Source organism: Burkholderia stagnalis, assembly GCF_039848545.1.
In the GTDB taxonomy this organism is placed as follows: domain Bacteria; phylum Pseudomonadota; class Gammaproteobacteria; order Burkholderiales; family Burkholderiaceae; genus Burkholderia; species Burkholderia stagnalis.
In genome coordinates this window covers 1,629,873-1,643,313 of the sequence record NZ_CP156685.1, presented here as the reverse complement: position 1 = coordinate 1,643,313, position 13,441 = coordinate 1,629,873, and the positions used below count along the sequence as shown (strand labels likewise).

The following is a 13,441-nucleotide window of genomic DNA, read 5'->3' as shown; positions in this document are numbered from 1 at the left end:
TGTCTAGACAAGTTCGGGATGGATTGCAGTGTAGTGATCCAAACTTGTATAGACAAGTGGTTTTTCGCCCATTTCGACTCGGGAGTTTCCCTGATGCCCGGCGCCCCCCGCCGGCCCGTCCGGTGGGGGCCGCTAGTTATCGTATGTTGTCGTTATTATGAATTTTGCAACATGCGGATCATTGCAGTCGCCACGCGCCGGCCGTCGTGTCTGCCCCGTCATGATTCCCCGCCCTGCTTGCCCGCGGCACGCTCGCGAAGATCCGGAAAGGCAAGGTGATGGGTTTTGGGCAGGACTGGTGTGCCTGCTTGATCGCTACGGTCAAGGCGCGCTAAGCGGTGCCGAACGATGCGCCGCTCGAATGAGCGGGCCGGCGCCCGCATGAACGGAGACTACGCGCGCGTCCACGCGACGCACGCCGCGTAGCCGGGCGCCGCGTCGAGCCACGCGGCGTCGAACGCGGCCACGCCGGCCGCGGGCGCGGCAGGCGCGACGACCTCCACCGCGGGCGTCGCCGCGTCGCGCGGCGGCACCACCGCGAACGCCTTCAGCCCGCCGGCGATGCCGGTGCCGAGCGCCTTCAGCAGCGCCTCCTTCGCGGCCCAGACGCGCATGAACGCGTCCGCGCGCGCCGCGTCCGGCTGATCGTCCAGATAGGTAGCCTCGCCGGGCGCGCAGACCTCGCGCGACAGCCCGCGCCAGTCGATCGCACGGTCGGCGCGCTCGATGTCGATGCCGACCCGGCAGGCAGCCGACCATGCGATCAGCGCATGGTCGCCGGCATGCGACACGTTGAAGTCGAGCGATGCCCGGTGCACGGGATCGAGCGCGGGACGGCCGGCCTCGCCGACCGCGATCACGACGTCCCGCGGCGCGATGCCGAGCCGCGCGCCGAGCACGTCGCGCAGCGCGATGCGCGTGCCGGCGCTGCGCACCGCGTCTTCCCGGCGCAGGAAGCGCGCCGCACGCGCCTGTTCTGCGTCGCTCAGCCCCGCATAGGCGGGCGACGCGAGCGGCACATGCCAGTCGAAATCGACGCGCACGACCTGCACGCCCGCGCGGCGCGCGGCCGGCGGCACGTCGATCGGATGCGCGCGATAGGCGCGAGGTGCGTCGGTGGACGAGCCGGTAACGGGAGAGCTGGACATCGATGCGTGGCCTGCGGGGCGAAACGTCCGATGTTAATCGATCGTCGCGCGTTCGGGCGGGCCGCCCGGCCGTTCAGCAGTTCAGCCGTTCAGCCGTTCAGCCGTTCAGCCGTTCAGCCGTTCAGCCATTCAGTCGTTCAGCCCGTTCAACAGTTCAGCCGTTCGCCGCGACGCCGGCCGGCGCATGCCGCGCACGCGCGGCCGCGTGGCGCGCATGGACCGTGCCCGGCGCATCGGCCGGCAGTGCGCCGTGCCGCAGCCAGTGCAGCGCGAGCGGCCACAGCGTATCGGCGAACCGGCTGTGGAAGAACGCGAAGTGCCCGATCGCGTCGACGCCGATGTCGCGCGGCGCGATCCGCAGGTGCGTGACGTCGCTGCCCGTGTAGTAGCCGAGCAGCCGCTCGATCGCGGCGACGGTGCCGAACGCGTCGTCGTCGAACCCGATCGCGAGCATCGGCGCGGTGAGCGCCGCGAAGCGCGCGGGCAGCGCGGCGCGGCACGCGACGCTTTGCGCATGCCGGCCGCGCGCGTAGACGTCCTCGAAGCGCGGCCGCGAGCGCGCCCACGACAGCGCGACGCCGCGCGGCGTATCCTCCATCCAGCCGAGGCGCCTGGCCGGCACGTAGCCGCACAGCGCTGCGAGCGCCGGCATCGCGACGTGCCACTTCCACCACATGCGCCGCCGCTCGGCCGGCAGGTAGTCGCGCCAGTACGCATACTGCGCACCGACCGTCAGCACGCGCCGCACCTGCGCGTTCGACGGCGCGAGCCCGAGCACGAAACCGCCGATGCTGTGCGCGACGACGTCGAGCGGCTGGCCGGGGAACGCGTCGAGCGCGTGGCGCAGCGCGGCCTCGCAGTCGAGCCGCCCCCAGTCGAGCCAGTTCGCGCGCAGGCTCGCGAGTCGCGCCGGGCGCGAGCCGCCGATGCCGCGATAGTCGTAGACCAGCACGTCGCGCCCGTGCGCGAACAGCCATGCGGCAAAGCGGAAGTAATAGTCGCAGCGCACCGACGTCGCGCAGTTCACCACCGTGACCGGCCGGCCGGGCGCGCCGCCGTGGTGCCGCCACACCTGGCCGTGCAGCACGTAGCCGTCCGCCGTGCGCAGCGTCACCGGTTCCGGCGGCAGCGCATCGGGCGCCGCGTTCGCATTCGTCATCGTGTCTCCTCGCATCGGCCGCGCTCGGGCCGGCCACCCTCGAACTTGACGCATTGCACAAACTCGACCACGCTGGCGGCTTCGTTCGCATGAGCTCAACGCATGTCAACGCCTCTCGCCCGTCTCCCGTCGCTGGACCTCGTGCGCGGCTTCGTCGCCGTCGGCCGCCGCATGAGCATCACGCTCGCCGCGCAGGATCTGTACGTCACCCAATCGGCAGTCAGCCGCCAGGTGCACGCGCTCGAGGCGCATCTCGGCGTCGCGCTGCTGCAGCGCGGCTACCGCAGGATCGCGTTCACGCCGGAAGGGGAACGCCTGTTCCACGTTGCCGACGCCGCGCTGCGCAGCCTGCAGGACACCATCGGCACGCTCACCGCCGTGCGCGAGCGGCAGCCGGTCACGATCACTGCGAGCATCGGCGTGACCGCGCTGTGGCTGCTGCCGCGGCTCGGCCAGCTGCAGGCGCGGCATCCGGAGATCGACCTGCGCGTCGCCGCGAACGACAAGGTACTCGATTTGCGCGCGGAAGGCATCGACCTCGGAATCCGCTACAGCCCCCGCGACCGCGCGCCGGCCGGCGCGCTGCACCTGTTCGACGAGACGGTGGTGCCGGTCGCGCACCCGGCGCTTGCCGCGCGGCCGATCGCGGACGCCGACGCGCTCGCGGGCCATGTGCTGCTCGAATTCGACGGGCCGCCGCAGACGCAGCTGCAATGGCGCGAGCACCTGCACGCGGCCGGCCTCGGCGACGCGCGCCCGAAGGGCGTGCTGCGCTTCAACCAGTACGATCAGGTGATCCAGGCCGCGCTCGCGGGCCAGGGCATCGCGCTCGGCCGTCTCGCGCTCGTCGCGCCGATGCTCGCGGACGGCCGGCTGATGGTGCTCGGGCCGCACGGGCGCGCGCCGCAGAACGGCTACGGCTACTGGCTGTTCCAGCGCGACCCGGCGCCGCGGCGCGAAGTCGCCGAGGTGCGCGACTGGATCCGCGCGGAAGCCGACGCATGTGCGGCCGAGATGCGCGCGCTCGCTGCCGTGCGCGACTAGATCACCTGCCCTTCGGCAACGTCCCCAGCGCATCGAGCGCGCGACGCCGCGCCGCGTCGTGATCGACGAGCGGCGCCGGATAGTCGGTGCCGAGCCGAACCCCGGCCGCCGCGAGCTGCACCGGCGACGCGGCCCACGGCGCATGGATCGCCGCGTCGTCGAGCCCCGCGAGTTCCGGCACCCAGCGCCGCACGTACGCACCGCGCGGATCGAACTTGCGGCCCTGCAGCACCGGATTGAAGATGCGGAAATACGGCGCGGCGTCCGCGCCGCAGCCGGCCACCCACTGCCAGTTCGCGGCGTTGTTCGCCGGATCGGCATCGACGAGCGTGTCCCAGAACCACGCCTCGCCCGCGCGCCAGTCGATCAGCAGGTGCTTGACGAGGAACGACGCGACGACCATCCGCACGCGGTTGTGCATCCAGCCGGTCGCCCACAGCTCGCGCATCCCGGCGTCGACGAGCGGATAGCCGGTCAGGCCGCGCTGCCACGCGCGCAGCGCGCCGGGATCGCTGCGCCACGGCATCGCGTCGAACTGCGCGCGGTGGTTCGCGCTCGCGAGCGCCGGAAAGTGATACAGCAACTGATGATTGAATTCGCGCCAGCCGAGTTCGCCGAGGAACTTGTCGGCGCCGGCCGCACATGCGGCGCCGCCCGCCTGCGCGTGCAGCCGGGCCGCATGCCAGACCTGTCGCGGCGACACGTTGCCGAAGCGCAGGTACGGCGACAGGCGGCTCGTCGCGGGCAGGTCGGGACGATCGCGCGCGTCCGCATACGCGGCCAGCGACGACGACACGAAGGCGTCGAGCTGCCGGTGCGCGCCCGCTTCGTCCGGCGCGGGCCACGCGGCGCGCAGGCCGCCGGCCCAGTCCGGCGCGTGCGGCAGCAGCGCCAGCGCATCGAGCGCGAGCGCGCGCTCGCGCACCACGTCCGGCCACGGCCGGAACGCGATCCGCTCCGGCTCGGGCAGCGGCGCGGCCACCTCGCGATCGCGGCGCGCCGCGCGCCAGTAGGCCGTGTACACCTGGAACGGCGTGCCTGATGCAGTCAGCACGTCCCACGGTTCGTTCAGCAGGCTGCCGTTGCTGCTGTCGACCGTGAGCCCGCGCGCCTTCAGCGCCGCCTTGAGCGCGGCATCGGCATCGCGCTGCGGCTGCCCGTAACGGCGATTCCAGTAGACGGCCGCCGCGCCCGTGTCGTGCACGACGCGCGCGATCTCGCGTTGCGCATCGCCGCTCAGCAGCAGCAGGCGGCCGCCGTGCCGCGCGAGCGCGGCGTCGAGCGCGCGCAGCGACCCGTGCAGCCACCAGTTCGCCGCGCCGCCGGGCGGCCTGCCCGCATCGGCGCCCGTGTCGTGCACGTACACGCATACGAGCGGGCGGCCCGACTGCACCGCGCGCGTCAGCGCGGGATGATCGGTGAGACGCAGATCGTCGCGAAACCAGACGATCGCGGGCGCAACGGACGGCACGGCGGACACGCACACCTCGACTCGGAAACCGGAACGTGACGCGTATTGTCGCGGGTGCGGCGCGCGGTGTCGATGGAGGTCCCCGGTGAAACGCCTTAGCCCGTTCCGACGATTTGTCGGCGCGCGCGAACGCCTGCGCTCGACGTCGGGTGGTGCGCGTCCATGTCGGCGCATACGGTCCCCGCCGCTTCCATCACGCCCATGACCAAAGCCGCCAACCTCGTCACCTCGATCACCGTCGCCATCGACGCGCCCGCGTCGGTCGTCCGGTGCGTGGGCACCGCGCGGCTCCAACCAGTGCGCGCGCGACGTGAAGCGCGTCAATCGAGCCGGAACGCCGCCTCGAAGCGTGCAGCGAACGCGTCGAATTCCGCTTCCGGCAGGTGATTGATGCCGCCCGCGCGTTTGCGCCCGCCGCCCGTCGCAAAGCCGCGGCAGAAATCGTCCGCGCCGAGCGGCCGGCCGTCGGGCACGCGCACGCTGACGACGAGCCCGCCGCCCGTGCGCGGCGACAGCACCGCGAGCGCGGCGCCGGGCGCGTTGCGCATCCGCTCGTTGGCGAGCATGCCGGTCGCGCGCCGCGCCCATGCGTGGTCGGGCATCCGGACCAGCGTCGCGCCCGGCACTTCGCGCAGCGGCGCGAGCGCGCATGCGCGCGCCATGTCGTCGCGATAGCCGTCGCGCAGCGCCGCGAACACCGGCGTGCCGCGCACGAAATCGCGCGGGTCGACGCACGGCAGCATCGCGTCGGCGAGCGCGGCCGGATCGAAATGCAGATCGTCGACGCAATCGCCGTACGCGTTGTAGTTCAGGTAGAGGCCGAGTTCCGCGAGCATCCCGCGCTCGGCCGCGTCGATTCCATGTTCGCGCGCCAGCGCATCGCCGAGCGCCGGCAGCTCGTCGCCGAACGCCGCGGCGATCGCCCAGCGCACGTGCAGGCCGCCGAGATAGCGGTTCACGAGCGCGCTCGTGCACACGTCCGCCGCCGTGTCGATATGCGCGTCGAAACGCGCATCGTCGGGCAGCGCGCCCGCGAAGTGGTGGTCGAAATAGCGGACCGCCGCACCGTCGCGCAGCAGCCGCGCGCACGCGTCGCGGTTCTGGTCGTGCGATACGTCGAGCACGGTGACGCGGTCGCCCGCGCGCGCGTCGATCCGCTCGAGCAGCCGGATGTCGCGCTTCACGCCCGTCACGAGCGTGCCGCGCGCGCCCTCCGCGAGCCGCAATTGCTGAAGCGCGCACAGGCCGTCCGCGTCGCCGTTGAACGCGAACACGTGCTGCCCGCTGTCGTTGTCCCGCATGTTCCGTTGCTCCATCTTCAAGGCGTGAAATCGCCGCCGTTCGCGTCGAGCGTCGCGCCCGTCACCGCGTTCGCGTAATCGGACGCGAGAAACAGCGCGGCGCGCGCGCAGTCGTCGTCGGTCGGCAGCCGCACGAGCACGAGGTTCGACGCGATCGACGCGATGATCTGCGCCTCCGGCACGCCGTGTTCGGTCGCGGCCTGCCGGAAATACCCCTGCGTCGGCACGCCCCACCTCCACCCCATGTGGATGCTGTTCGCGCGGATGCCGTGCACGCCGAGCTCGCGCGCCAGGTATTTTGCCGCAACCGCGAGCGCCCCCTTCGATACAGCGTAGCCGGCTTCCCCTGCAAACGGCTTGCGGGTCGCCTGCGTGTTGATCATCACGATCTTGCCGCTGCCGCTTCATGTACGGCACGATTTCCTGCGTGAGCGCCATCGTGCCGAACACGTTGGTGTCGAACACCGCGCGCCCGCCGTCGAGGTCCGCCGTATCGACCGGCTCCGGGAACGCGCCGTGCGCGAACGCGCTGTTCACGAGCGCGTCGATCCGGCCGAAGCGCGCGATCGACGCGTCGGCGGGCTGCCGGCTGATGCGTCGTCTTCAAGATGTCATACGTCATCAGACATTAAATCCGTTCATCGCTGCCCTCCGACCTGGGCAAGCATCGGGAAAATCGTTCATTCCCGGGTATACCCGCGAGCCAGCCTAACGCATCGCAGCGTAACATGTCATACGACGACATACTACTTAGAACGCATCGGCACCCCAACCGCCTGCCGCATCCCGACCGGAGACACCCTTGACCACGCCCTCGCCTGCCCCGGCCGGCCGCGACCCGCTCGCGTCCGCCGTCTCGAAAGTGAAATGGCACGTGCTGCCGCTCGTGCTGATCATGTTCATCGCCAACTACATCGACCGCGTGAACGTCGGCTTCGTCGACCGGCACCTCGAAGCGTCGATCGGCATCGGCGCCGCCGCCTACGGGCTCGGCGCGGGGCTGTTCTTCGTCGGCTACGCGCTGTTCGAGGTGCCGTCCAACCTGCTGATGCAGCGCTACGGCGCGCGCGTGTGGCTCGCGCGCATCATGGCGACCTGGGGCCTCGTCGCGGCCGCGATGGCGTTCGTGTGGAACGACACGTCGTTCTACGTGCTGCGCTTCCTGCTCGGCGCGGCCGAGGCCGGCTTCTTCCCCGGCGTCGTGCTGTACCTGTCGCAATGGCTGCCGCCGCAGGCGCGCGGCAAGGCGATGGCGATCTTCCTCGGCGGCTCCGCGTTCGCGTCGGTGCTGTCGGGCCCGGTGACGGGCGCGCTGCTGTCGATTCACGGCTTCGGGCTGCAGGGCTGGCAGTGGATGTTCCTGATCGAAGGCCTGTTCTCGGTCGCGCTGTGCGGCGCGAGCTGGCTGCTGCTGAAATCGCACATCCGCGACGCGACGTGGCTCACCGCCGACGAGCGCGCGGCGCTCGAACGCGCGCTCGACGACGAGCGGGCGAAGCGCGACGTGCATACGCACGCGCACGCGCCGCGCTTCGCGCTGCTCAAGGATCCGCAGATCGCGCTGTTCTGCTTCCTGTATTTCTCGATCCAGCTGACGATCTACGCGGCGACCTTCTGGCTGCCGACGATCATCCGCAGGATGGGCGGCCTCACAGATTTCCAGGTCGGGCTCTACAACACGATTCCGTGGATGATCGCGATCGGCGCGATGTACGGCTTCGCGGTGCTGTCGTCGAAATGGAAGCATCCGCAGCGCTGGCTCGCGTGCGCGCTCGTGCTCGCCGCATGCGGGCTGTTCGCGTCGACGTCGCGCGATCCGGTCTGGTCGTTCGCGTCGATCTGCTTCGCCGCGCTCGGCTTCAAGGCTGCGTCGTCGCTGTTCTGGCCGATTCCGCAGGGCTACCTCGACACGCGCGTCGCCGCGGCCGTGATCGCGCTGATCAACTCGGTCGGCAACCTCGGCGGCTTCGTCGCGCCGACGGCCTTCGGCTATCTGAAGCAACATACGGGTTCGATCACGGGCGGCCTGTACGCGCTCGCGATCGCATCCCTCGTCGCCGCGGCCGCCGCGCTGTTCGCCCGCACGCACCGGCGCAGCGATCCGCCGCGCGGCACGCCGGCCGACGAGCCCTTCACGCCTTCCCCGCTGCTGCGCCATGCCGAACACTGATCGCCGCCTGACCGTCATCGTCTCGAACGCCGCCGACGGCACCCTCGCCACGTACTCGCTCGACGCCGACGGCAACCTCGCGCCGCTCGGCCTGCATCCGGCCGGCGACGCCGTGATGCCGCTCGCGCGCCCGGCCGACGGCACGCGGCTGTATGCGGCGACGCGCGGCGCGCGGCCGGCGATCGTCGCGTTCGACGTCGCGCCGCGCACCGGCGCGCTCGCCCGCGTCGCGTCGGCCGCGATCGACGCGAGCCTCGCGTACCTGACGCTCGACGGCAGCGGGCGCTGGCTGCTCGGCGCGTCGTACGGCGGCCATGCGCTGAGCGTGTACGACGCCGCGCGCGTGCGCGCCGGCGACGGCGTGCCGCTGCAGGTGATCGGCGGAATCCCGAACGCGCATGCGGTGATCGTGTCGCCGGACGACCGCTACGCGTACGTGAGCTCGCTCGGCTCCGACCGGATTTTCTGCTTCGAACTCGTGCACGACATGCGCGGGATCCGCGCGGTCGAGCATGGCGAGGCGCGCGTCGAACGCGGCTTCGGGCCGCGCCACCTGCGGTTGACGCGCGACGGCCGCACGCTCGTCGCGGTCGGCGAATTCGAGGCGCGGCTCGCGGTGTTCGCGCGCGACCCCGACAGCGGCCGGCTCGGCGACGCGCACATCACGCCGCGCCCGGCCGCGCTCGCGTCGCTCGCGGCGGGCCATGCGCGGCCGCCCGCGCCGGCGCAGCCGGCCGTGTGGGCGGCCGACCTGCAGCTCACGCCGGACGAGCGCTTCGCGTACGTGTCGGAGCGCACCACGAGCCAGCTCGTCTGCTACCGCCGTCACTCGGACGGCACGTTCGCCGCCGTGCATGCGACGGCGACCGAGGCGCAGCCGCGCGGCTTCGCGATCGATCCGTCGGGACGGTTTCTCGTCGCGTGCGGCGAGCAGTCGGAAACCGTGTCGGTGTATGCGATCGCGCCGGACGACGGCGCGCTGACGCCGCGCGCGCGCGCGAGCGGCGGGCGCGGCGCGAACTGGATCGAAATCGTGTAAGGGAACGCGGCCAGCGAGGCGGCGTGCGTTCGCGCCGCCCTCCCCGCTCAGCGCCGCTCGCTCGGCGCCATGCCGGTCCAGCGCTTGAACGCGCGCGTGAAATTCGCGCGATCCGTATAACCGACCCGCGCCGCGATCTCGTCGACCGGCAGGCGGGTGCCTTCGAGCAATCGCAACGCGTCGCGCAGGCGGATCTCGTCGAGCAGCGCCGAGTAGGTCGCGCCGTATTCCGCCAGCTTGCGCTTCAGCGTGCGCGCCGACACATGCAGCTCGCGCGCGACGTCGTCGACCGACGGATAGCCGTGCGCGCCGCAGATCAGCAGGTTGCGCACCCGCTCGACGACGCTTTCCGTGTAGCCGAGCCGCGCGAGTTCGGCCTCGCACTGCTGGACGATCATCTGCGCGGTCTGCGCGTTGGCGGTGCCGATCGGCTCGTCGAGCAGCGCGGCGTCGCAGCGGATCCGGTTCGCGCTCGCACCGAAGTGGCAGCGCGGCAGCCGCGCACGATACGCGTCGAACCACGCCGGCTCGGGCCATTCGAAATGCAGCTCGGCGCGCGACTTCAGCGTGCGCCCGAGCGCCGGCTCGAGCAGCGAGTTGAACAGGATCGCCGTCTCCACCAGGAAATTCTCCACCGCGAACCGGCGCAGCCGGCCGAGCGGAAACGCTTCGCGCACGTCGATCTGCGCGGTGCCGTCGAACTGCGTGAGGCGCACCGAGAAGAACGGCACGCGGGTGGGCAGGTAGCGGATGCCGAGCTGGATCGCCTCGCCGAGCGTCGCGCAGCTCATCAGCCCGAAACCGATCAGCCCCGATTTCGTCAGGCTGCTGCGCAGGCCGATCTCGATCGCGATCGATGGGTCATCGGTCGCGTCGAGCAGGTTGAATACGATCGCCGCCTGTTGCAGCGGCGTGATCCGCGCATGCGGCTGCGCGAGCCGCTCGCGCGCGACGCCCGAGCCGGACAGGATGCGGCCCGCGTCGATCCCGCGCTCCTCGGCCAGCATCAACATGAACAGCGCATACGCGGACGACACCGTCGCCTTGTTCAGCTGGCGCGCGGCATCCGGGGCAGGCAGGGCCATGCGGCGACTCCGGAACGGGTTTCGCGGATTGTAGCGGCCGCTGGCCCGGGATGACACATGGGCGGGCCTCTACACGATGGCCCGAAATGACACCGCCATTGGCACCGGCGGCCCTCGCACGCGGCACGGCGCGCACCTATGCTTGACGCATCGGCATAGCGCCCCACTCTTTCGCAGGAAAACCGGTCGATGAGCCAGCCAGCCCGTGTCACCTTCCGCAACGACGCGGAGAAAGTCGCCTATGTGCGCCGCGAGGTCAACGCGGCGAGCGACGCGATCCGCGCGCGCTATCCGCTGCTCGACCGCCAGAACCTCGTCGGCGCGAGCGTGATGGCCACCAGCATGGCCGCGATGCTCGCGATCGCGTGGCTGTACGCGCGCGGCACGCTCGCGTGGTACGTCGCGCTGCCGCTCGCCGCGTTTGCCACGTCGTTGATCCACGAGCTCGAGCACGACCTGATCCACCTGATGTATTTCAAGAAGACGCCGTGGGCTTACCACCTGATGATGGCGCTGTGCTGGCTCACGCGGCCCGGCACGATCAACCCGTGGACGCGGCGGCGCATGCATCTGCATCACCACAAGGTGTCGGGCGGCGAATCGGATCTCGAGGAATTCGGCATCACCAACGGCGAGCGCTGGGGCGTGAAGCGCTTGCTGATGCTCGCCGACGGGATGCTCGCGGTCGTGCTGCGCCCGGCCGCGATGCGCCGCAAGGTGAAGCAGTACGTCGCCGCGCAGCCCGTGCAGGACGCGGCCGAGCGCGCGCAGCTGCGTGTCGAGCAGGTGTCGTCGTACATGCCGGTCGGGCACCTGTACTACGCGCTGTGGCATGCGTTCATCGTCTACCACGCCGGCCTGTTCGCGCTGCATGCGTTCGGCTATGCGCTCGCCGTGCCGGCTGCCGTCGAACGCGCGATGCAGGCCGTCGATTTCCTTGCGGTGGTGTGGCTCGGGCCGAACTTCGTGCGCAGCTTCTGCATCAATTTCGTCAGCTCGAACATGCACTACTTCGGCGACATCGACTCGCGCAACGTGATTCAGCAGACGCAGGTGCTCAACGCGTGGTGGATGCTGCCGTTCCAGTTGTTCTGCTTCAACTTCGGCAGCACGCACGCGATTCACCATTTCGTGGTGCGCGACCCTTTCTATATCCGCCAGCTCACCGCGAAAACCGCGCATGCGGCGCTGCGCGAAGCCGGCGTGCGCTTCAACGACATCGGCACGTTCGCGCGCGCGAATCGCTGGGGGCCGTATCGCGCGCGACCCGGCACGCAAGCCGACTTGTAACAGAAACCGTAACGAGCGGTAATCCTTTCCTGTTCACGCAATACCTGAAGCATGCCGCGCGATGCACCGGCACCGCGCGGCATCGCGCATTTCCCCGCCCATTCGTCTGCGCTTACGTGCAGTTACGCGATACACATCTCGTTACCTGTGCAAAAACCCCGCTCGGTTAAAGTCGGGCTCCAATTGATTTAAATCATCAGATTTAAGTGTTGATTGGTCTTATTAATAACAACATTGCTCTCTCCAACAGCCCGGCGCGCGGCGAATGTGTGCGACGGCGGAGAGTTGGCGGCGTCCAAAGCCGCCACGCGTTCGGCTCTGCCGGTGCTCCGGCAGGCCCGTCGAACGTCGCTTGTTGAATCCCTTGATTGCAGCTCCGGACACCCCAGGGCGCGGCCTCGACGCGCGCATCGGTTCGTTGCGGCGTTGTGTCGGGGGGGTGCCGCCGGTTGCCGCGCAACCGCCAATCGAATCTCTGAACAGGAACCAATCCGATGCGAAGAATCGCCCCGCTAGCCCTTTCCCTGATCCTCCCCGCGATGCTTGCCGCCTGTGGCGGCGACGACGGCGGCAGCCAATCCGCAAGCGCCTTGAAGTGGAACAGCGGCGGCTGGAGCCGTAACGGCTCGGGCACGACGTCGGGCACGACCTCCGGCTCCACGTCCGGCACGACCTCGGGTACCACCTCGGGTACCACCTCGGGCACGACGTCGGGCACGACCTCCGGCACCACCACCGGCACGACCTCGGGTACGACCACCGGCACCACCACCGGCACGACCGCGACGAACGGCCCCGGCTTCCCGGTGGCTGGCCCGTGGATGACGTACTACGGCGAAGCGTCGGGCCTCGACCTGAACCGCGCCGCGACGACCTACCGCATCATGGACATCGACCTCGATCCGGGCACCGGCAACTTCACGGCCGCCCAGGTCAAGACGCTGAAGAACAACGGCCAGAACAAGGTGCTGAGCTACCTGAACCTCGGTTCGTGCGAACACTGGCGCGACTACTGGAACACCGCCCCGAGCGGCTTCGTGTCGTGCGGCGCGAACAAGGCCGCGCAGGCCGGTTCGTACCAGGGCTACTCGGACGAGACGTGGATGAACCTCGGCAACGCCGACTACCAGAACCTGATCGTCAACTACGTCGCGCCGCGCCTCGTCGCGCAGGGCGCCGACGGCTTCTACCTCGACAACCTCGAGATGGTCGAGCACGGCACGTCGACGTCGAACGGCCCGTGCGATGCCGCATGCAGCCAGGGCGGCCTCGACCTCGTGCGCAAGATCCGCGAGAAGTACCCGAACCTGCTGATCGTGATGCAGAACGCGACCAGCAACGTGACGCGCAACGGCACGACCGGCGGCGTCAAGTACGCGAGCCTGCTCGACGGTATCGCGCATGAAGAGGTGTACAAGCCGAGCTACGACCAGGGCGCGGAGCAGGAACTGCTGAACTGGAAGGGCATGAACCTCGCGCCGGGCGGCAAGCCGTTCTGGATCGCGACGGTCGACTACGTCGGCTCGTGCACGAACACCACCGACGCATCGAGCGCGTACAACTCGGCCCGCTCGCACGGCTTCTCGCCGTACGTGTCGGACGCGAGCGCCGGCCAGGGCACGGTCTGCTACTGGGGCCTCTGATCCCCCGCCGCGCGTCGCGCGCCCCGTGCGCGTGACGCGCCGGAGGCCGGGCGCATCGCCCGCCTCCCGTGCCAGGCCTTCACGCGGCGCC

General features: G+C 70.3%; 12 protein-coding genes and 1 pseudogene. 6 read left to right on the top strand and 7 right to left on the bottom strand.

The window, feature by feature from the left end; genetic code table 11:
- Nucleotides 1–392 precede the first annotated feature (392 nt).
- A complete protein-coding gene (locus ABFO07_RS07755) occupies nucleotides 393–1,148 on the bottom strand; it encodes a 4'-phosphopantetheinyl transferase family protein (protein WP_322230685.1) in 756 nt (251 codons plus the stop codon).
- Nucleotides 1,149–1,302: 154 nt separating this feature from the next.
- Nucleotides 1,303–2,307 (bottom strand): alpha/beta hydrolase family protein, encoded by a 1,005-nt coding sequence (locus tag ABFO07_RS07750; RefSeq protein ID WP_230952966.1) that lies wholly within the window; start codon nucleotides 2,305–2,307, stop codon nucleotides 1,303–1,305.
- A 102-nt stretch (nucleotides 2,308–2,409) separates the two neighbouring features.
- On the opposite strand from ABFO07_RS07750, the gene ABFO07_RS07745 reads away from it, so the two are divergent.
- Complete coding sequence (locus tag ABFO07_RS07745) at nucleotides 2,410–3,351, top strand: LysR substrate-binding domain-containing protein (RefSeq protein WP_347468602.1); 942 nt, start codon at nucleotides 2,410–2,412, stop codon at nucleotides 3,349–3,351.
- Nucleotide 3,352: 1 nt separating this feature from the next.
- On the opposite strand, the gene ABFO07_RS07740 is transcribed toward ABFO07_RS07745, so the two are convergent.
- The 4 genes and pseudogenes from ABFO07_RS07740 to ABFO07_RS07725 all read right to left on the bottom strand — a co-directional run bounded on the left by ABFO07_RS07740 (nucleotide 3,353) and on the right by ABFO07_RS07725 (nucleotide 6,660).
- Nucleotides 3,353–4,831 (bottom strand): cryptochrome/photolyase family protein, encoded by a 1,479-nt coding sequence (locus ABFO07_RS07740; protein ID WP_347468601.1) that lies wholly within the window; start codon nucleotides 4,829–4,831, stop codon nucleotides 3,353–3,355.
- Nucleotides 4,832–4,917: 86 nt separating this feature from the next.
- A complete protein-coding gene (locus tag ABFO07_RS07735) occupies nucleotides 4,918–5,067 on the bottom strand; it encodes a hypothetical protein (RefSeq protein ID WP_155712452.1) in 150 nt (49 codons plus the stop codon).
- Nucleotides 5,068–5,142: 75 nt separating this feature from the next.
- Nucleotides 5,143–6,123 carry a hypothetical protein gene (locus tag ABFO07_RS07730; RefSeq protein WP_060271279.1) on the bottom strand — a complete coding sequence of 327 codons (981 nt, stop codon included), beginning with the start codon at nucleotides 6,121–6,123 and terminating at the stop codon, nucleotides 5,143–5,145.
- A gap of 17 nt (nucleotides 6,124–6,140) precedes the next feature.
- Nucleotides 6,141–6,660, bottom strand: a pseudogene (locus ABFO07_RS07725) (SDR family oxidoreductase).
- On the opposite strand from ABFO07_RS07725, the gene ABFO07_RS07720 reads away from it, so the two are divergent.
- From ABFO07_RS07720 to ABFO07_RS07710, 3 genes are all read left to right on the top strand, one after another.
- Nucleotides 6,551–6,835, top strand: coding sequence for a hypothetical protein (locus ABFO07_RS07720; protein ID WP_347468673.1), 285 nt, complete (start codon nucleotides 6,551–6,553; stop codon nucleotides 6,833–6,835). The pseudogene ABFO07_RS07725 and the gene ABFO07_RS07720 overlap by 110 nt on opposite strands.
- A gap of 90 nt (nucleotides 6,836–6,925) precedes the next feature.
- A complete protein-coding gene (locus ABFO07_RS07715; protein ID WP_059922884.1) occupies nucleotides 6,926–8,293 on the top strand; it encodes an MFS transporter in 1,368 nt (455 codons plus the stop codon).
- On the top strand, nucleotides 8,280–9,332 hold the full coding sequence (locus ABFO07_RS07710; protein ID WP_124491822.1) for a lactonase family protein: 1,053 nt from the start codon (nucleotides 8,280–8,282) through the stop codon (nucleotides 9,330–9,332). Before ABFO07_RS07715 ends, ABFO07_RS07710 begins: the two co-directional genes overlap by 14 nt.
- Nucleotides 9,333–9,379: 47 nt before the next feature.
- Here the strand turns inward: ABFO07_RS07710 and ABFO07_RS07705 are convergent, their stop codons facing one another.
- Nucleotides 9,380–10,417, bottom strand: a complete 1,038-nt coding sequence (locus tag ABFO07_RS07705) for an AraC family transcriptional regulator (protein WP_347468600.1) — start codon at nucleotides 10,415–10,417, stop codon at nucleotides 9,380–9,382.
- Nucleotides 10,418–10,606: 189 nt separating this feature from the next.
- Here ABFO07_RS07705 and ABFO07_RS07700 point away from each other — a divergent pair, with 189 nt between their 5' ends.
- Both ABFO07_RS07700 and ABFO07_RS07695 read left to right on the top strand, forming a co-directional pair.
- Complete coding sequence (locus ABFO07_RS07700) at nucleotides 10,607–11,707, top strand: fatty acid desaturase (protein WP_347468599.1); 1,101 nt, start codon at nucleotides 10,607–10,609, stop codon at nucleotides 11,705–11,707.
- A 494-nt stretch (nucleotides 11,708–12,201) separates the two neighbouring features.
- Nucleotides 12,202–13,350, top strand: coding sequence for an endo alpha-1,4 polygalactosaminidase (locus tag ABFO07_RS07695; RefSeq protein WP_347468598.1), 1,149 nt, complete (start codon nucleotides 12,202–12,204; stop codon nucleotides 13,348–13,350).
- Nucleotides 13,351–13,441: the final 91 nt, after the last annotated feature.